Origin of the sequence: Cryobacterium sp. SO1, assembly GCF_004210215.2 — a bacterium.
Classification (GTDB): domain Bacteria; phylum Actinomycetota; class Actinomycetes; order Actinomycetales; family Microbacteriaceae; genus Cryobacterium.
In genome coordinates, this window is record NZ_CP067394.1 from 1,859,598 (window position 1) to 1,878,229 (window position 18,632).

18 protein-coding genes and 2 tRNA genes are annotated in these 18,632 nt (G+C 67.6%); 14 read left to right on the forward strand and 6 right to left on the reverse strand.

Annotated features, from left to right (window positions below; all coding sequences use genetic code 11):
* The first annotated feature begins 69 nt into the window (after nt 1-69).
* From BJQ95_RS08740 to BJQ95_RS08770, 7 genes are all read left to right on the forward strand, one after another.
* The gene (locus tag BJQ95_RS08740; RefSeq protein ID WP_130176821.1) at nt 70-1,173 is read left to right on the forward strand and encodes an ABC transporter permease; all 1,104 of its coding nucleotides are present in this window, start codon (nt 70-72) and stop codon (nt 1,171-1,173) included.
* A gap of 1 nt (nt 1,174) precedes the next feature.
* Nucleotides 1,175-2,236, forward strand: coding sequence for an ABC transporter permease (locus BJQ95_RS08745; RefSeq protein ID WP_130176822.1), 1,062 nt, complete (start codon nt 1,175-1,177; stop codon nt 2,234-2,236).
* The gene (locus tag BJQ95_RS08750) at nt 2,233-3,948 is read left to right on the forward strand and encodes an ABC transporter ATP-binding protein (protein ID WP_130176823.1); all 1,716 of its coding nucleotides are present in this window, start codon (nt 2,233-2,235) and stop codon (nt 3,946-3,948) included. The genes BJQ95_RS08745 and BJQ95_RS08750 overlap by 4 nt, the downstream gene beginning before the upstream one ends.
* Nucleotides 3,949-3,990: 42 nt before the next feature.
* A complete protein-coding gene (locus BJQ95_RS08755) occupies nt 3,991-4,902 on the forward strand; it encodes an ATP-binding cassette domain-containing protein (protein ID WP_130176824.1) in 912 nt (303 codons plus the stop codon).
* Nucleotides 4,899-5,888, forward strand: coding sequence for an NAD(P)-dependent oxidoreductase (locus BJQ95_RS08760; protein ID WP_130176825.1), 990 nt, complete (start codon nt 4,899-4,901; stop codon nt 5,886-5,888). The genes BJQ95_RS08755 and BJQ95_RS08760 overlap by 4 nt, the downstream gene beginning before the upstream one ends.
* A gap of 85 nt (nt 5,889-5,973) precedes the next feature.
* Nucleotides 5,974-6,046: transfer RNA gene (locus BJQ95_RS08765), tRNA-Asn, on the forward strand.
* Nucleotides 6,047-6,145: 99 nt separating this feature from the next.
* Nucleotides 6,146-7,042: a sensor histidine kinase gene (locus BJQ95_RS08770; RefSeq protein ID WP_256041596.1), complete on the forward strand. Its 897-nt coding sequence runs from the start codon at nt 6,146-6,148 to the stop codon at nt 7,040-7,042.
* A 9-nt stretch (nt 7,043-7,051) separates the two neighbouring features.
* Here BJQ95_RS08770 and def read toward each other — a convergent pair whose 3' ends face one another.
* Nucleotides 7,052-7,618, reverse strand: coding sequence for a peptide deformylase (gene def, locus BJQ95_RS08775; protein WP_130176827.1), 567 nt, complete (start codon nt 7,616-7,618; stop codon nt 7,052-7,054).
* Between the two features lie 40 nt (nt 7,619-7,658).
* On the opposite strand from def, the gene BJQ95_RS08780 reads away from it, so the two are divergent.
* From BJQ95_RS08780 to BJQ95_RS08800, 5 genes are all read left to right on the forward strand, one after another.
* Nucleotides 7,659-8,573, forward strand: coding sequence for a DMT family transporter (locus tag BJQ95_RS08780; protein WP_130176828.1), 915 nt, complete (start codon nt 7,659-7,661; stop codon nt 8,571-8,573).
* Nucleotides 8,574-8,773: 200 nt separating this feature from the next.
* A complete protein-coding gene (locus BJQ95_RS08785; protein WP_130176829.1) occupies nt 8,774-10,024 on the forward strand; it encodes a glycosyltransferase in 1,251 nt (416 codons plus the stop codon).
* 40 nt (nt 10,025-10,064) lie between these two features.
* A tRNA-Ile gene (locus BJQ95_RS08790) sits at nt 10,065-10,138 on the forward strand.
* Between the two features lie 50 nt (nt 10,139-10,188).
* A complete protein-coding gene (locus BJQ95_RS08795) occupies nt 10,189-10,890 on the forward strand; it encodes a hypothetical protein (protein WP_130176830.1) in 702 nt (233 codons plus the stop codon).
* A 74-nt stretch (nt 10,891-10,964) separates the two neighbouring features.
* Nucleotides 10,965-12,719, forward strand: a complete 1,755-nt coding sequence (locus tag BJQ95_RS08800; RefSeq protein WP_130176831.1) for a bifunctional 3'-5' exonuclease/DNA polymerase — start codon at nt 10,965-10,967, stop codon at nt 12,717-12,719.
* Nucleotide 12,720: 1 nt separating this feature from the next.
* Here the strand turns inward: BJQ95_RS08800 and BJQ95_RS08805 are convergent, their stop codons facing one another.
* Nucleotides 12,721-13,326: a PadR family transcriptional regulator gene (locus BJQ95_RS08805; RefSeq protein ID WP_240694645.1), complete on the reverse strand. Its 606-nt coding sequence runs from the start codon at nt 13,324-13,326 to the stop codon at nt 12,721-12,723.
* A gap of 217 nt (nt 13,327-13,543) precedes the next feature.
* On the opposite strand from BJQ95_RS08805, the gene BJQ95_RS08810 reads away from it, so the two are divergent.
* Nucleotides 13,544-14,065: a DUF3145 domain-containing protein gene (locus tag BJQ95_RS08810; RefSeq protein WP_130176832.1), complete on the forward strand. Its 522-nt coding sequence runs from the start codon at nt 13,544-13,546 to the stop codon at nt 14,063-14,065.
* A gap of 97 nt (nt 14,066-14,162) precedes the next feature.
* On the opposite strand, the gene BJQ95_RS08815 is transcribed toward BJQ95_RS08810, so the two are convergent.
* Nucleotides 14,163-15,089: an NADP-dependent oxidoreductase gene (locus BJQ95_RS08815; protein ID WP_130176833.1), complete on the reverse strand. Its 927-nt coding sequence runs from the start codon at nt 15,087-15,089 to the stop codon at nt 14,163-14,165.
* An 89-nt stretch (nt 15,090-15,178) separates the two neighbouring features.
* On the opposite strand from BJQ95_RS08815, the gene BJQ95_RS08820 reads away from it, so the two are divergent.
* Nucleotides 15,179-15,757 (forward strand): TetR/AcrR family transcriptional regulator, encoded by a 579-nt coding sequence (locus BJQ95_RS08820; RefSeq protein WP_130176834.1) that lies wholly within the window; start codon nt 15,179-15,181, stop codon nt 15,755-15,757.
* Between the two features lie 172 nt (nt 15,758-15,929).
* On the opposite strand, the gene BJQ95_RS08825 is transcribed toward BJQ95_RS08820, so the two are convergent.
* The 3 genes from BJQ95_RS08825 to BJQ95_RS08835 form a co-directional block, all read right to left on the reverse strand.
* Nucleotides 15,930-17,165, reverse strand: a complete 1,236-nt coding sequence (locus tag BJQ95_RS08825; protein ID WP_130176835.1) for a beta-ketoacyl synthase — start codon at nt 17,163-17,165, stop codon at nt 15,930-15,932.
* A 127-nt stretch (nt 17,166-17,292) separates the two neighbouring features.
* A complete protein-coding gene (locus BJQ95_RS08830; protein ID WP_022883990.1) occupies nt 17,293-17,541 on the reverse strand; it encodes an acyl carrier protein in 249 nt (82 codons plus the stop codon).
* Nucleotides 17,542-17,604: 63 nt separating this feature from the next.
* The gene (locus BJQ95_RS08835) at nt 17,605-18,606 is read right to left on the reverse strand and encodes a beta-ketoacyl-ACP synthase III (RefSeq protein ID WP_130176836.1); all 1,002 of its coding nucleotides are present in this window, start codon (nt 18,604-18,606) and stop codon (nt 17,605-17,607) included.
* Between the last annotated feature and the right edge of the window lie 26 nt (nt 18,607-18,632).

Genomic DNA, 18,632 nt, shown 5'->3' on the forward strand with positions numbered 1-18,632 from the left:
GTCGACGGGAGCGTTCAGGCGAGACTCGCTGAGCGCTCCCGTCTTTCGTTTTGCACGAGTGAGGTAGGAATGACGACTGTAGTGACTACACCAGCGGCACCGGCGGCCGGGCGGCCACCCGCCACGACGGCACCGAAGAAAAAGCAGCCCGGCGGCGGAATCGTCCGCTACATCGTGATCCGGTTCCTGCTGATCTTTCCCACCATCTTCATCCTGGTCTCCATGGTGTTCTGGTTGATGCGCACCACGGGTGACCCGATCACGGCCGCCCTCGGCGGCCGGCTGAGCGCCGACCAGCTCGCCGAGCGGGTGGCCGCGGCCGGCTACGACCGGCCCATCCTGGTGCAGTACGTCGAGTACCTCGGCCAGATCTTCACCGGCAATTTCGGCACCACCATCAGCACCAACCGGCCGGTGTCCGAGGTGCTCATCACCTACGGCGCCGCGACCGCCGAACTGGCCTTCTACTCCCTGCTGGTGGCGTTCATCGTCGGGATCCCGCTGGGCATGGTCGCCGCCTACTGGCGGGACAAGTCGCCGGACGCATCGCTGCGCATCTTCGCCATCCTCTGCTACGCCACCCCGGTGTTCTTCTCCGGCCTGCTGTTCAAGCTCATCTTCGCCGTCTGGCTGAAGGTCCTGCCGGTCGCCGGCCGGGCCTCAACGAGCTCGGAGCTGCAGATGCAACTCCTGCCGGGCAAGACCGGTTTTTACACGATCGACGCCATCCAGACCGGCAATCCGGCTGTCCTGGCCGACGTGCTCACCCACGCCGTGCTGCCCGCCGTGGCCCTGGGACTGCTGACCGCCGGCGTCTTCCTGCGCCTGGTGCGCACCAACGTGATCGGCACCCTGGGAACCGATTACGTCGACGCGGCCAGGTCCCGTGGCGTCAGCGAGTTCCGGCTCGTACGGAAACACGCCTACCGGCCGGCGCTGATCCCGATCATCACGGTGATCGGTCTGCAGATCGCCCTGCTCCTGGGCGGCGCGGTCCTGACCGAGACCACCTTCGAGTGGAAGGGATTGGGCTTCATGCTCTCCCAATTCCTGCAGGCCCGTGACTTCGCGGCCGTGCAGGGCATCGTCGCCCTGCTGGCGGTCATCGTCGCCGTGTCCAACTTCATCGTGGATATCATCGCCGCGCTGATCGACCCGAGAGTGCGGTACTGACATGTCCCGGATCGATTCCCGCGGGCCCAGCCGCCTCGCCCGCCTGCCCATCGTCCACCAGCTGCACCAGAGCGTCGGCCTGCAACGCGTCATGCTCGTGGCTGGCCTGGTCATCACCACCCTGTTTGTGCTCACCGCCGTCCTGGCGCCCCTGGTCGCTCCGTACGGCTACAGCCAGCTGCGCGGCACCGACGGGGTCTTCGGCGCCCAGCAGCCGCCAAGCGGCACGCACCTGTTCGGTACCACTGTGGGCGGCTACGACGTGCTCTCCCGCGTGCTCTGGGGCGCCCAGACGGCGCTGTTCGTGATCGTGGTCGCCGTGCTGCTGTCGATCTTCGCCGGTGTGTTCCTCGGCCTGGTGTCCGGATACTTCGGCGGCTGGCTCGACAGGGTCCTGGTGGTTGTCTGCGACGCGGTGTACGCGTTCCCGTCGCTGCTGCTGGCCATCGTGATGTCCATCGTGATCTCCGGCGGCAAGTCCGACCTTGTCGGCGGCGTTATGGCGGCGGCCATCTCCATCACCGTGGTGTTCATCCCGCAGTACTTCCGGGTCATCCGTGCCGAGACTGTGCGGATCAAGTCCGAGGCCTTCGTCGAATCCGCGCGGGTGCTCGGTGCCGGCAACATCCGGATCATGCTCAGGCACGTTCTGCGCAACGCCACCCGCACGCTGCCGCTGATCTTCACCCTCAACGCCTCGGAGGCCATCCTCACCCTGGCCGGCCTCGGCTTCCTCGGATTCGGCATCGAACCGACCGCCGCTTCCGAGTGGGGCTTCGACCTCAACAAGGCCATCTCCGATGTGTCCAGCGGAATCTGGTGGACCTCGCTGTACCCCGGCCTGGCGATCGTGCTGGTCGTGATGGGCATCACCCTGGTCGGGGAGAGCCTGAACGACCTCGCCGACCCCCGTTTGCGCGGCCGCCGCGCGGTCGGCGCCTCCGCCGGCCTGGTCGCCGAGACCTCCGTGGTGCCCGGCGGCACCCTGACCGCCGGCCCCGGCGGTCTGGACGGGCTCGAGAGTGCCCCCATCAACCCGAACGACGGCGAGGCCACCTCATGAGCGATTCCCGCACCGCACGCTCGGAGCAGACCGTGCTCCGGATCAACGACCTCGGCGTGTCATTCTCGACCGACGACGGCGCTGTGCGTGCCGTCGATGGGGTGAGCCTCAGTGTACGCCGCGGCGAGGTGCTCGCCATCGTCGGCGAGAGCGGAAGCGGCAAGACCGTCACCGCCAAGACCATCCTCGGCCTGCTGCCCGAGACGGCGATGTCCGAGGGGGCGGTGATCCTGACCAGCCGGGACGGGGCCGGCGAGAACAACGTCATAGCGCTCAGCCGCCAGCGCCTGCGCCAGGTGCGCGGCACCGACGTGTCGATGGTGTTCCAGGAGCCGTCCACGGCGCTGAACCCTGTCTACACCGTGGGCTGGCAGATCATGGAGGGCATCAGGGCGCACGGCGCCGTGAGCCGGGCCGACGCCAAGAAGATGGCCATCGAGGTGCTCGGCCGGGTCGGCATTCCCGACCCGGAGGTCCGGGTGAACTACTATCCGCACCAGTTCTCCGGCGGCCAGAAGCAGCGGGTCGTGATCGCGATGGCCCTGGTTCTCGAACCCGGTCTCATCGTCGCTGACGAGCCCACCACGGCTCTCGACGTCACGGTGCAGGCGGAGATCCTCGACCTGCTCCGCCGCTGCCGGGACGAGTTCGGCACCGCGATCGTCCTGATCACCCACAACATGGGTGTCGTGGCCGACCTCGCCGACAGGGTCGCGGTGATGTACCAGGGCAAGGTCGTCGAGGAAGCCGACGCGCAGACCCTGTTCACCTCGCCCCAGGATCCCTACACCCAGAGGTTGCTCGCCGCGGTGCCGTACGTCGGCCAGGGCGTCATCCGCGCCGCCGAGCGCGCGGAGGCCCGCGCCCCCGAGTGGGCCGCGCAGACCCCCGTTGTCGTCGCGGACAACCTGCGCATCCAGTACCCCGGCCGGCTCGGCCGGCCGGGCTTCGTGGCCGTGGACGGTGTGAGCTTCTCGATCCGCCCCGGCGAGGTGCTCGGGCTGGTGGGAGAGAGCGGCTCGGGCAAGACCACCATCGGCCGGGCCATCGCCGGTCTCACCCGGGTCACCGACGGCTCGCTGAGCGTGCTGGGCCACGAGATGAACGGGTTCAAGGAACGCCGGTTCAAGCACCTGCGCAGCGACATCGGCTTCGTCTTCCAAGATCCGGCCTCCAGCTTCAACCCGCTGCTCACCATCGCTGACTGTGTGGCGGAACCCCTCGTGGTGCACGGGCGCGCCTCCAGCCCCAGGGCCGCGCGGGCGCGGGTCGACGAGCTGCTCGAGGCCGTTCAACTGCCGCGGGCCTTCGGCGACAGATTCCCGCACGAGCTCAGCGGTGGCCAACGGCAGCGAGCCAGCCTGGCCAGGGCCCTTGCTCTTGAGCCGGCGCTGCTGATCGCTGACGAACCCACCTCAGCCCTTGACGTGTCTGTGCAGGCCAGGGTGCTGGAACTCTTCGCCGAACTGCAATCCGAATTCGGCTTCGCCGCCCTGTTCATCAGCCACGACCTCGCCGTCGTCGACATCCTCGCCGACCGGATCGCCGTGCTCTACCACGGCCACCTGGTGGAGGAGGGAACCGGCGCCGAAGTGCTCGGCGCCCCGCGCGATCCGTATACCCAACGCCTCCTCGCGTCCCTGCCTGTGCCCGATCCGGCCGCTCAGGCCAAGCGCAGGGAGGAACTCCGGCGGTTGCGTGCGGCGGATTGACCGAAGAGGACTCTGAGGGCTGCGTGCGGCAGTATTGAGAGCATGAGACGCGTCGAAGCAGATCCGTATCCGATCGTTGCCAGCGACCTGACCGTCGAATACGCGGCCCACGGCGCCAGTTCCGCCTTCGTGGCGCTGCGCGGATTGACGCTGACCCTGCGCAGGGGAGAGGTTCTCGGGCTGTTGGGCGAGAGCGGGTCGGGAAAGAGCACGATCGCCCGGGTGCTGTCCGGTGCAGACTCCGGACCCGGCCGCGGCGAGGTGCACGCGCAGATCACGGGTGGCGAGGCAACCGTGCTGGGCTACCGGCTGCGGCGCATCGGTCGCCGCAAGCTGGCCAGGCTCACGTTCGGGGTCGGGATGCTCGCCCAGGATGCCGCCAGCACGCTCCCCGCCAGCCTGACCGTGGCCGACATCGTTGCCGAACCCGTTCTCGAACGCGACCGGTACTATGACACGGCCGAACTCGAGACCCTCGTCGCGACCATGATCGACGCCGTCCGCCTACCGCTCTCGGTGCTCGGCTCGTATCCGTACGAACTCAGCAGCGGACAACGCCAGCGGGTTGCGCTGGCCAAGGCGCTGGTCTTCGGGCCGTCGCTGCTCATCGCCGACGAACCCACCGCGGGCGTGGATGCCCTGGTGCGCGACGACGTCATCGACCTGATCGGCGCACTCCAACGTGAACGCGCATTCTCTGCGCTGCTGATCAGCAACGATCTCAGCGTGCTCCGGCGGGTCGCCGACCGCATCGGGGTCATGCATCAGGGTGTCCTGGTCGGCTTGGGCACGATCGACGAGGTATTCGACAACCCGTGGCACCCGTATGTCGTCGAACTCGCCTCCGCGCTCACCTTCGGCACTCAGACGACGGATGCCCCGGCCGGCATCACCCTTCCGGAGCCATCCGGCCCGCAGACGAGCCAGGGCGACGACCGGAGTGCACAGGCATGACCGGCCAGCACCGCGCTGTGGTCCAGGACGAACCGGTGCGAACCGGCGCCTGGCGACCGGAGCCAGGCGCCGTAGCCATCCTGCCCACCGAGAACGCCCTCTTTGCCGAGGCCGTCGGAGCCGGCGGGGGAGTCGTCGCACCGCTGTCAGCGCAGACCAAGGGGCTGATCTGGCTCTCCTATGCCCGGGCGGCCGAACTTGAGAACATCCTGGCGGAGAACCCCCAACTCGGTTGGGTGCAGTTGCCCTGGGCCGGCGTGGATGCTTTCGCGTCGATTCTGGCGCGGCATCGGCGGGACGACCTGCTTGTGACCAGCGCCAAAGGGGCCTACGCCCAGCCGGTGGCCGAACACGCGCTGGCTTTGATCCTCGCGTCGCTGCGGGTGCTGCCGCAGCGGGCCAGGGCGCGGTCCTGGAATGCGGAGCCGGCCGGTGTGTCCCTCTACGGCCGCACGGTGCTGGTGATCGGGGCCGGCGGCATTGCCCGCGAGCTGATCCGGCTGCTCGAGCCGTTCGGCACCGACATCGTGGTGGTGCGTCGCAGCTCCGAGCCGGTGCCGGGCGCCGCCCGGACGGTGCCGGTGGCGCAGTTGGACGCCGAACTGGGGAAGGCCGACGTGGTGGTGGTCGCCGCCGCCCTGACCGGGGAGACCCGGCACCTGATCGGTGCCGCCCAGATCGCCTTGATGGCTCCGACGGCCCACCTGGTCAACATCGCCAGGGGCCCGCTGATCGACACTGACGCGCTCGTGAACGCCCTGGCCGCCGGAAGGATCGCGGGAGCGGCGATCGACGTCACCGACCCTGAGCCGTTGCCGGACGGCCATGCCCTGTGGAGCGAGCCTCGGTGCCTGATCACCCCGCATATGGCCGACACGCCCGAGATGACCGCGCCGCTACTGGCCGAGCGAATTCGGCTCAATGTGGCGGCTTTACTGGGCAGCAGGCCCTTCGTCGGGGTGGTCGACCCCGTTGCGGGGTACTGAGGCTGCCCCCGGATTTGGTGCACGGCGAACTTTTGGTAAAGTGGCTACGCTGTTCAAGCGAAAGAAACTCTCGCTGAGCACGCTTTCCTCGATAGCTCAATTGGCAGAGCAGCGCACTGTTAATGCGCAGGTTCTTGGTTCGAGTCCAAGTCGGGGAGCGAAAAGGTCACTAGGGGCTCCACCCCCGGTGGCCTTTTTTGTGCCCGGGACCGGTGGACCGCTCTGGCCGCCGGGTCGGGCCGCTAGTCTGATCCCGAATGATGCGAAAGGTGGCGGTTGTGGTTCCCTGGCAGGTTCTCAGCGTCGTACTGGCCGTGCTGTCCGCGGCACTGCTCCTCCTCTGGTTGCTGGCCGCCCTGCGGCAGCGTCGACACCGCTTCGACAGGTCTGCCGCCGAACGCGTGCGCATCGACCTCGAACTCTCCCTCGCCGAGCAGCACGGCCGCCTCGCGATCATCCGCGAGCTGCAGGACATTGCCGTGTTGTCGCTGGCCCGCCTGATCACCAGGGCGGAGGGGGCTCGGTACACGGCCCAGAGCGACCCGTCCACAGCCGTCCGAGCGGCGACGGCACTGGTCGAGGACGGCCGGGTCACGCTGGCCGACCTGCGCCGGGTGTTGACCATCGCCAGGGAGGGCGAGTCGATCGCCACCGTGGCGCCGGGCCTGCAGTCGGCCCGCAATCTTTTCGGTGTGATGCGCGATGCCGGCCTGGCCGTCGGTTTCACCGAATCCGGCGACCGCTTCCCGCTCAAGCCCGGGGCCGAACTGGCCATCTATCGCATTCTGCAGAGCGCGCTCGCGAATGCGCTCAAGCACGGCGGCGCCGGCACCGAGGCGCGGGTGTCGTTCACCTGGACCCAGGACGGCCTGCAGCTGCTGATCGACGACGACGGCATCAGAGCCGCGGCCCAGAGGGAGAGCGCCTCGGCCACGGATTTCGCCGCCAAGACCGCTTACACGATCGACGATGACCTCCGGGCGCTGAGCGAGAGCATCTCCGGCGCCGGGATCACTCAGATGCGCGAACGTGCCCAGCTCTTCGGCGGCATCTTCAACGCGGGAACGGTGCCGGGGGTCGGGTTCTCGGTCTCGGCCGTGTTCCCGTCCCTGCGCTTCCATAACGGGGTGCACGGCGTCGATCTGTCCCGCTGAACGCCGGCTTCAGCCGTCGAGGTCGTCCACGCCGGGCAGCCAGCTCAGGCCGGGTACGCCCCAGCCGCGCTTGCGGCTCACCTTGGCGGCGATCTTGGCGTAGAAGTGTTCGAGCCGGTCCACGTACAGGGTGCCGTCCAGGTGGTCGAACTCGTGCTGGAAGATGCGTGCCAGCCAGCCCTCCGCCGGGATCTCGAAGGGCGTCTGGTCGAGGTCGACGGCGCGCAGCACGGCAGAGCCGGCGCGCAGCAGGGGGAACCGTTCGCCGGGGAACGACAGGCACCCCTCGACGTCCTCGTCCTCGTCGGCCTCGCCCGCGGGAACCGGCGTGATCCACAGCTCGGGATTGATCGCGACGCCCCTGGTCTCGATTTCGTCGTCATCGAGGTAACTGAACGTGAAGAGCCGCAGCCCGACACCCACCTGGGGTCCGGCGAGACCCACGCCGGGAGCGGCGTCCATGGTCTCGAACATGTCCTGCACCAGTGTGCGCAAATCGTCGTCGAAGTCGACGACGGGAGCTGCGGGGGAGTGCAGGAGGGGATCTCCTGAAATTACAATCGGTCGGACGGCCATTCAGCAAGGATATCGGCATGGATCTCGATAGTCTCGTTGAGTGACTCCCGACCTGACAGACCTGGCTGGCGAGATAACGATCGATCCACGTCAGGCAATCGGCATTCCGCTCGCCTTGATCGGCGCGGTGTTCCTCTCGCTGGGCGCCCAGTTCCAGCATCGCGGCGTGACCAAAGTGGAAGCGCACACCCGGGAGGTCACCGGCGGGCTGAACACCCGGCAGCTGATGCTGTTGCTCTCCAGGCCGTCGTGGGTCTTCGGCACCCTGATGCTCGGTCTGGCCATCGCCTTTCAGCTGACCAGCCTTGCGTTCGCGCCCCTCATCGTCGTGCAGCCGCTGGGCGCCGTGGCACTGGTGATCACGGCGATCCTGAACGCCAGGGTGAGCCACGTGAGGCTCAACCGGGCCTCGGTCATCGCGATTGCCATGTGCGTCGGCGGCGTGGGACTCTTCGTCACCGTCGCCGCGTTCACGGCCGTCGACAAGCCGGTGACGGATGCGAACCTCATCAGCATCCTGGTCGTCCTCACGGTGGTCCTGGCCGCATTCGGCGTCGCATTCGCCCTGCTCCGCACCCGGTTCAAGGCCATTTTCTACATCATCGGCGCCGGGGTTCTGTACGGATTCGTGGCCACGCTCGCCAAGGTGATCATCAACCGAATCCAGAACGGTAATTTTGAGTGGCTCACCCTCGTCTGCGTGGCCGGCCTGCTGCTGGCCGCCGGCGCTGGAGCCTACTTCGTGCAGAACGCCTACTCGTCCGGGCCGCCGGACCTGGTCATCGCGGGGTTGACCGTGATCGATCCGATGATCGCGGTGGGCATCGGAGTCATCGTGTTGGGGGAGGCGTCCCAGGCACCGGCCTGGGCCGCCGCGCTTTTTGCCGTCGCCGGGGCCGTGGCCGTGTGGGGTGTCTTCAGGCTGGCCAAGCACCACCCGCAAACCCAGGCGTGACCTGTGGTTCTCGTCAACTCGCCGCGCCTGGGGGCTGCCAGGGGCCATCCGGTTTAGAATAGGGTCCTATCAGACCTCGACGGCTCAGTTTCGTTGACACCCAGACTTCCCGCCGGACGCTGATCCCCGGCCCACCTACGTAGGGACTATCCCACTTGAGCGCTTCATCTGACGTACCGGCCAAAACGTCCGACCCGGCAATGCCGGCAGAGACACGACCCATCCGGGTCCTCATCGCCGCCGATACGTTCGCCCCCGATGTGAACGGTGCTGCCCGGTTCGCCGAGCGGCTCGCCGCCGGCCTGGTCAGTCGCGGTCACGTGGTGCAGATCATGGCGCCGGCCCCGACACGCAAGTACGGCACCTGGACCGAGGTGCACGAGGGTGAATCCATGACCGTGCACCGCCTGCACAGCTGGCGCTGGCGACCGCACGACTGGCTGCGTTTCGCCTTGCCGTGGATCGTGCGCGCCAAGAGCCGTGCCATTCTCGACTCCTTCCAGCCCGACGTGGTGCACTTCCAGTCCCACATCGTGGTCGGCCGGGGGGTGTCCATCGAAGCGGAGAAGCGCGGCATCCGCATCATCGGAACCAATCACTTCATGCCTGAGAACATGCTGCAGTTCTCGCTGGTCCCCAAGGGCTTCCAGGACCAACTCGTCCGGGCGCTGTGGAAAGACGCCGAGCACACCTTCAAACGTGCGGAGGCCGTCACCACGCCAACCCGCCGGGCGGCCGAGTTCCTGGAGAAGTACACCGGCCTGTCCGGAGTGCAGGCCATCTCCTGCGGCATCAACGCTGACAACTATTCGCCCAGGTTTGCTCCGCGGACCGAGAACCGGATACTCTTCGTCGGCCGGGTCACCGGGGAGAAACAGATCGACGTCCTGGTGCAGGCCGTCGCCCTGCTCGACACAAGCCTCGAGGTCCAGGTGGAGATCGTCGGCGGCGGCGACCAGCGACGTAACCTCGAGCACCTCGTGGAGTCGCTTGGCTTGAGCCGCCAGTTCACCTTCACCGGGTACGTCACCGACGAGGAACTCCGCGAGGCGTACTCGCGGGCCACGGTGTTCGCGATGCCGTCCATCGCGGAGCTGCAGAGCATCGCGACCATGGAGGCGATGGCCTCCGGGCTCCCGGTCGTCGCCGCCAACGCGATGGCGTTGCCGCACCTGGTGCACGACGGGCAGAACGGGTATCTGTTCGAACCGGGCAGCGCCCAGGACCTGGCCGACAAGCTCAGCCTGGTGTTCTCCCGGTCGCCGGAGGAGCTGGACGCCCTCAAGCATGAGTCGTTGAAGCTCATCGAGGCCCACGACATCAAGCGCACCCTGAACACTTTCGAACGCCTCTACCGTGGCGAATCGACGGTGGACCCGAACCTTGCAACGCTGGGGAGTCCGTCCGCGACCCACCCGGAGGTGCTGGACGCGGCGCCGTCCCGCGACTGAACGGTCGGTACCGCGTTGGGCCGATACTATGGTCAGGCACGGGGTGGTAGCTCAGCTGGTTAGAGCACGCGGCTCATAACCGCACGGTCACGGGTTCAAGTCCCGTCCACCCTACGAGAATCGTGTCCCGTCGTTCCCTAGTCTCCTTCTCGAAAGTAGTCGACATGCCCGGACGGTTCACCCCCAGTGCTCGCACCACTGGCACCCTCGTCGCGGGAGCGCTGACGGTCCTCGCTCTCGGCCTGACCGGATGCAGCTCGTTCATGCCGCTGATCGGCGCCCAGCCGGTGCAGCAGAACGTCGCGGTGACCACGCCGACCCCCACGGCGACACCCGAGCTCGTCTTCGATTCGGTGTTCACCGACATGGGCTCAATCCACCCGACGCTGGTGATCGGTACCGACCTCGAGCTGCAGCTGGACATGTGGACGGAACAGAAAACCCACGAGTGGTATACGGACAGCGACAAGCTGTTCTCGTTCGTGATCAGCGTCTTCGACAAGGCAGTTCCGGCCGAGGCTCCGTTCGCCACCAAGCGGCGGGTCTTCATGTCCAACATTTCGGTGACCGCCACGACGTCGACCACCAACGGAGCCAGCGTGTCGCCGTTCGTGCTCGACACCGACCCGACACTGGTGACCCTCGACCCCGAGGTCCTTCGGTCCGACAAAGGTCTGCTGATCACCTCACCCAAGGGCGGGTTCCAGCTGGAATCCAACCAGATCGGCCAGCTCAGCGCCGACACCTACGGCGTGATCCTGGACTTCGCGATGACCATCTCCAGCGAATCCGTTGCGGGCACCGGCGGGTACAGCACCCAGGTCGTCCACCTTCCGGTGCCCGTCGCCATCTTCCCGCGCGCGTAGGGCAGCAGGGGCACCGCGTCGGCGCGCGTCGGTGACCGACGCGGGCGGGACAATGACAGGCGGGACAATGAACTGTGTACATTCTGGTGACCGGGTCTCCCTCGGAGCGGATCAGGGTCCAGGAACTGGACTCCGCCGGTGCAGCCGCCGGGTTGGACCGGCGACTGACGACTCCTGAGTTCCTCGCCCTGCTCCGCGAGCGTGAACACGACGTCGTCCGCTGGGTCTGGGCGGACACCGCGCGGATCTACCCGGTTGTCCTGCGGGGGAACGTCAGGGTGGCGCGCTGCCACGATCTGCGGCTCTGCCACGTCATCCTGCGGAATTCCGCACTGACAGGCGGCAGCGTCCTGGCGAACGCGCCGGCGAGCCGGTGGGACACGCCGGCCGCGCCCGCAGCGGAGCCGGCGGCTGTCGGGGCCACCCTGTTCGAGATGGACCTCGGTGCGGCCCAGTACGACGGGACTGGGCACGACGGGGCTGGGTCGCTCCCGGATGACGCGCTGGCGGAGTTCCAGGCTCAGCTGACGGCCATCCGCACCTGTGTCGAGCCGGGCCGGCTGCGCCTGCTTCTGGCCGCGGAATCCGTCGGCGCCCTGATCGCCGCCGAGATGCAGTTCGCCGGGCTGCCCTGGCGCAGCGCGATCCACGACAGGCTGCTCACCGCCGAGCTCGGTCCGCGGGTTGCCGCGGGAATCCGTCCGGCGCGCTTGGAGGAACTGGCGGCCGGCATCCGCGCCGAACTGGGCGACCAGACCGTCAACCCCGATTCGCCGCCGGAACTGCTCAAGGCGCTCAACCGCGCCGGGCTGCGCGTGGCGAGCACGCGCGCGTGGGAGCTTGAGAAACTCGACCATCCCGTCATCGAGCCCCTGCTGCGCTACAAGAAGCTCTCCAGACTCCTGGCCGCCAACGGGTGGCACTGGATGGAGAGCTGGATCATCGACGACCGTTTCCACCCCGAATACCTGCCCGGCGGTGTGGTCACCGGACGATGGGCGACTCGTGGCGGCGGCGCGCTGCAACTGCCCCGGCAGATTCGCGGCGCCGTCGTCGCCGACCCGGGCTGGAGCTTCGTGGTGGCGGATGCCGCCCAATTGGAGCCCCGGATCCTGGCGGCGCTGTCGAGCGACGCCGCGATGGCCGCGGCGGGCCGTGGAACAGACCTCTACGCGGGCATCGTGGCCAGCGGAGTGGTGGAGACCAGGGCACACGCCAAGGTCGCCATGCTCGGCGCCATGTACGGCGCCACCTCTGGGGAGAGCGGGCGGCTGCTCCCGCGCCTGGCACGCGTGTACCCGCGGGCGCTTGCCTTTACCGAGACGGCGGCCAGGGCGGGGGAGCGCGGCGACGTGGTCAGTACCCGGCTGGGCCGGTCCTCGCCGCGCCCGGGGCTCGGCTGGCAGGACGACCAGGCGCGCGCGTCTGAGGCCGGGGCTACCGCGGCCGATGAGCGCAGGGCCAGGAGCCAGGCCAGGGACTGGGGCCGGTTCACCCGCAACTTCATCGTGCAGGGAAGCGCCGCCGAGTGGGCCCTGTGTTGGATGGCCGAGATCCGGAAGGGCCTGACCGCGCTGTCGGCATCGGTCCCGGCCACCGGGACCGCTGTGCAGGGGCTGACCACACGCGGCGAGTTCGAGGTCGCCCCGCATCTGGTCTTTTTCCTGCACGACGAAGTCATCGTGCACACTCCGGCCGCGCTGGCCGACGACGTCGCACGGATAGTCACCGAGGCTGCCGGGGCAGCGGGACGACTGCTGTTCGGGGACTTCCCGGTCGATTTTCCGCTCACCTGCGTGGTGGTGGACAGTTACGCGGACGCGAAATAGTTCAGGCCGGTGTGGCGGGCCTGCGGCCCCGCTTGGGTCGCAGCTGGCTGAGTCCGCGATGCAGTTGAACCGGCGTGTCTGGGGCCACTGTGTCGGCCACCGTGTCGGCTACGGCGTCGGCCACGGTGTCCAGCCAGGCCAGCGCGGCCCGGGCCTGCAGGTCCTGGGCGGATCGGCCCAACCGTTCCTGGCCGGTTTCCACGATTGACCGGCGGGAGTCTCCGCCACGGTCCGGGCGCACCAGCCAGGCAGTCCGGTAACCCGCCAGCACCGGTGCGAGATCGACGTGGGGAAGGGAGGAGGCGATCAGCACCCGGTCCAGCATGTCGTTCCACTCGGCGCCGGAGCCGCTGTCGGTGTCCTGCAGCCAGGCCAGTGCCTCCACACGGCCGGGAGCGGTGAGCCTGTAGAGCGGCAACCCGTCGGGGGTGCTGCCCGCGTCCTCTACGGCGCCCTGGCGCGTCAGGCGCTCCAGGGTGCTGTAGATCTGACCCACGTTGACCGAGCGCCGGCCCGCGGTCCTGGTCGCCAGCTCACCGTGCAGTTGGAAGCCGTAGGCGGGGCCCATCGTGAGGATCGCCAGCAGCGAGTTTCGAACCGACACCATGCCTCCAACTTTGGGCTGCTTGCGGTCGCTGTCGACCTCTAAAGCCATACCGAATATACATTAGGAAGCGAGGGTCTGTTGCGATTCTCCTGCGGGGTGGGGCATAATTCAGCTAATACCGCACCGCCGAATTCTGTTCAGCGTGTCCTGGTTGGCCCTCGTTCGAGATCGTTGGGGAAGACGCACCTCGAACACCAACCTGGGAACGGAGAACACCATGACGGCACCCCGTACTCGTCAGTCACCGGCTGCACGGGGAGTTTTGTATGTGCATTCGTCGCCTGCCGCGCTGTGCCCGCACGTGGAGTGGGCCGCCAGTCGCGCGCTGGATGTGGCGGTCAGCTTCGACTGGACTGAGCAACCGGCCCTCACCGGTTCCCACCGGGCGGAGTTCTTCTGGGAAGGCGCCGCGGGATCGGGAGCGACGATCGCGTCGGCCCTACTGGGCTGGGATCAGCTGCGATTCGAAGTGACCGAGGACCCCGGGCCCGGCCGGGACGGCGGCCGGTGGCTACACACGCCGGCGCTGGGCATCCACTTCGCCCAGACTGACACGGCGGGAAACGTCGTCCTGCCTGAGGACAGGCTGCGCGCGGCGATCCGTGCCGCCGGCACCGACACCGTGCACCTTCATCGGGAGCTGCGGCGGGCGCTGGGCCAGGCGTGGGATGACGAGCTTGAGCCGTACCGGCACGCCAGCGATTTCTCCAGCGTCGTCTGGCTGCACAACGTCGGCTGAACGGCTGCGTCACTGCCCGCGGTGACCACGTTGCGGGCCGGGCTCAGTGTCTGGTCTGAGGAGGACGACCGCTGACACTCGGGGGCTATGGGGCCTTTCAGAAGGTGATCACAAGGCGTCCCCTCAGCCCGCCGCCCTCCATCCGGATGTAGGCGTCGGCCGCTGCTTCTGGCGGGTAGGTGTCGAGCACGCGCAGCCGGATGTGCCCGGTGGCGGTTTGGGCTGCGAGTAGTTCCAGTGAGGCGGTGTCGGCCATGGCGTTGCCGACGTCGACGGCGTGCACCGCTACGCGTCGGTCGGGTGCGCCCTGATCGTCCCATCCGCGGATGACGGCGATCGCGCCACCCTCGCGGATCGCGGGGAGGACGGCCCTGGTGAGATTTGCGGTGTCGAAGATGGCGTCGACGCCGCCGGGGGCAAGGGCTAGCACGGCGTCGACAAAACTCTCCCCTCGAGGTACGACGTCATCCGCCCCGAAACCTCGGACGAGCTCGGCGTCTTCCGCCCTCGCATCGGCGATGATGTGGATTCCGACCCGCTTGGCGAGGGGTATGAGGAATGATGCCAGCTGGCCTGCTCCGCCGGTGACGGCGAGCGTGGAGCCGGGTGGGAGGTCGAGCATGCGCAGTCCTTCGATGGCGGTGAGGCCAGTCATGGGCAGCGTGGAGGCCTCGATGAGGTCGACGTCGTCGGGGAGCGGGGCAACCGAAACGGACGGCACAACGACCAGTTCGGCTTGCGCGCCTCCTTCGTGCCTGCGCGCGTCGACGACGGCCATGACTCGTTGCCCGACGGAGAGGCGCGTCTCGTTCGGGCCGACGACGTCGATGATGCCAGCCGCGTCGAGCCCGGGAATGAGCCCCGGCTGAATCGATCCTGAGCCGATCAAGCGCCACAGGAACGGGTCGGACGGATTCACAGCGGCCCCGACGACGCGGATCCTGACTTCCCCCGTCTCCGGGGCTCGTGGTGTGCGGTCTTCGACCGCGATGCAGGTGGAACTGTGGATTATGACTGCTCGCACGGTGGCTGTCCTTCTCAGATCTCATAGACTATTCGGAGTCGGCTCCGATTGGGCCGACACTACACCTAAACGGAGCCGACTCCACTTTCATGACTTTCGATCTCTCGCGACCTGCGCCACGAGCCGACGCTCAACGAAGCCGCAAACGCCTTATCGAAGCGGCGACGTCCGCGTTTGCTCGAGAGGAAGCCCCGACCCTGAAAGACATCGCACAAGACGCGGGCGTGGGGATCGGGACTCTCTTCCGTCACTTCCCGACCCGCGAGGCGCTCGTCGAGGAGGTCTACCGCGGCGAGCTGGTACGTCTGTGCGGTCGTGCACCCGTTCTGATCCGGGACATGCCGGCGGATCGGGCGCTCCGCGAGTGGATGAGGCAGTGGAGCGTGTTCGTTATGACCAAACGCGGTATGGCCGACAGCCTGGAAGCCCTCGTGAGATCCGGTGCGCTGACGAAGTCGGAAACCGTAGTTCTCTTGACGGAGGCGGTGGACGTCATTCTCGACGCCGGACGTGCATCGGAAACCCTCCGAAGAGATGCGCGAGCCGACGACGTGGTGGCGGCTCTGATGGGGACTCTGATCGTCGCATGTTCGCCCGCAAGCTCAGACCAGGCGGCACGGCTCCTCGATCTCCTCTTGGCTGGATTGAGGGTTGCCGAGCATCGCTAACGTAGCGCGGACTGTCACCATTCGGGACTCCGGAGAGTGTGGTGGTGGTCGAACGGCTCGTTTGGCTAGAGCACGATCGGTTGCATCGCAGGATGACGACGTCGCGCATCTTCGCGACTTCCGGCGGCTTCGAGGTCGGTCGGTGGCAGAGTCGCGAGCCGGCGGGGGCGGGTCAGACCGAGCGGAACGCGACGACGGCGTTGTGGCCGCCGAAGCCGAACGAGTTGCTGATCGCCAGGAGGTCCCCGGTGCCCAGCGCACGTGGTGCGGTGACCACGTCGAGCGGAATGGCGGGATCCTGTTCGGTCAGGTTGATGGTCGGCGGCAGAATCCGCTCGGCCAGGGCCTTGACCGTGAACAGGGCTTCGATCGCGCCGGCGCCGCCGAGCAGGTGGCCGGTGGACGCCTTTGTCGCCGAGACCGGGATGCCGTCGAGGAGGTCGCCGAACACGCGGCGGAGCGCGTTGTACTCGGCGATGTCACCGACCGGGGTGCTCGTGGCGTGGGCGTTGATGTGCATCACGTCAGACAGGTCCGCACCGGCGTTCTGGATGGTCGCGATCATGGCGCGGGCCGCGGCGGACCCCTCAGGATCCGGAGCCGTGATGTGATAGGCGTCGCTTGTGATGGAGCCACCAAGCAGTTCGGCGTAGATGTGCGCCCCGCGGGCGAGCGCGTGTTCTTCGGTTTCGATGACCAGCGCGGCGGCACCCTCGCCCAGGACGAAGCCGTCCCGGCTGATGTCGTAGGGGCGAGACGCGGTGGCGGGGGAGTCGTTCCGCTTGGAGAGTGCCTGCATGGCCGCGAACGACGCGATCGGCAGCGGGTGGATGGCCGCTTCCGAGCCGCCGGCGATGACGACATCGGCCAGGCCGGCCTGCAGACGGTTGTAGGCGTTCACGAGCGACTCGGTGCTCGAGGCGCACGCTGAGACCACGGTGGTGATGCCGGCGCGCGCGTGCAGGTCCATGCCGATTGCGGCTCCGGGACCGTTCGGCATCAGCATGGGTACGGTCATGGGCAGAACCCGGCGGGGTCCACGCTCGCGCAGGGTGTCCCAGGCGTCGAGCAGGGTCCAGACGCCGCCGATACCCGTGGCCCAGTCCACGGCGAGTCGTTCGGGTTCAACGGCGGGCATGCCGGCGTCGGCCCAAGCTTCACGGCCCGCAATCAGTGCGAACTGGCTGGAGGGGTCGAGGCGCTTGGTCTCCTGGCGGGCGAGAACGTCCACGGGGCGGACCCTGGCCTGGGCGGCGAAGGTGATGGGGAGCGACGTGCGCTCGACCCATTCGTAGTCGAGGTTTGATGCGCCGGACTCGCCGGCGAGGAGTGCGTTCCAGGTGTCAGTGGCGTTCCCGCCCAGGGGCGAGGTGGCACCGAGACCGGTGACAACAATTTTTTTGGTCATAACAACGACTCTCCGTCAGAACGTGGGCGAGCGGGAACGTGCGCGAAGCGAGGTGGAAACCCCGGGTGGAGCGTCCCTGGAGAACGGGCCGGCCGGCAGATGCCAACCGGCCCGTTCGGGCGTGGACCTAGTCCTGGGCCTTGACGATGAACTCGACGGCGTCGCCGACGGTCTTGAGGTTCTTGACCTCTTCGTCGGGGATCTTGACGTCGAACTTTTCTTCAGCGTTGACGACGATGGTCATCATCGAGATGGAATCGATGTCCAGGTCGTCGGTGAACGACTTGTCCAGCTCAACCGTGTCGGTTGCGATGCCCGTCTCGTCGTTGATGAGCTCGGCCAGGCCGGCAAGAACTTCTTCGGTGGACAATGCCATGTTGTTTTCTCCTAGGGGGGTGTCTCGTTTGACCGAGACTCAGTTTAGATGGACAGAGGGTACCTACGGCAGCACAACCACCTGCGCGCCGTAAACCAGACCGGCTCCGAAGCCGATCTGCAGGGCAAGACCTCCGCTGAGTTCGGGGTGTTCCTCGAGCAGGCGGTGGGTGGCAAGGGGGATCGACGCGGCCGAGGTGTTCCCGGTCGTGGCGATGTCGCGGGCGATGACGACGGACTCCGGAAGCTTGAGTTGCTTGGCGAACTCGTCGACGATGCGCATGTTCGCCTGGTGGGGGATGAACGCAGCGAGTTGATCGGCGGTGATACCGGCGGCTGCGAGGGTCTGCTTGGCGATCTTCGCCATGTCCCAGACGGCCCAGCGGAAGACGGTCTGGCCCTCCTGGCGCAGTGTCGGCCACTCCTTCTCGCCCCGGCGGTATTCCTGCAGGGTGCCGTTCATGCCGACGGCGTCCGCCCGCCCGTCCGAGCCCCACACCGAGGCGGAGATGCCGGGGTACTCGCTCGGGCCGATGACAACGGCGCCGGCGCCGTCGCCGAGCAGGAACGAGATGCTCCGGTCCGCGGGGTCGACCATGTCGGAGAGCTTCTCCGCACCGATGACCAACGCATAGTGGGCGGCGCCGGAGCGGATGAGGGCATCCGCCTGGGCGACGCCGTAGGCGTAGCCGGCGCAGGCGGCGTTGAGGTCGAAGGCGGCCGCGGGAACCGCACCGATGCGTTCGGCGACGACGGCGGCCATCGACGGCGTCTGGCGACCGTTGCTGATGGTGGCGATGATGATGGCGTCGATGAGCTCAGGGGCGATGCCGGAGCGTTCGATGGCTTCCAGCGCCGCGGTCGTGGCGAGGTCCACGGCCTGAACGTCCTGGCTGGCCCTGGTGCGGGTAATGATCCCGGTGCGCTGCTGGATCCACTCGTCGGACGAGTCGATCGGACCGATCAGGTCGTCATTGGGGACGACGAGGTCACCGCGGGCAGCACCGACGGCGAGGATGCGGGTGTATTGGGCGCCCTGCGACTGCAGGAGTTGTGGCTGGGTCATTCGTCTCTTCCGGTGGCGACTCTGGC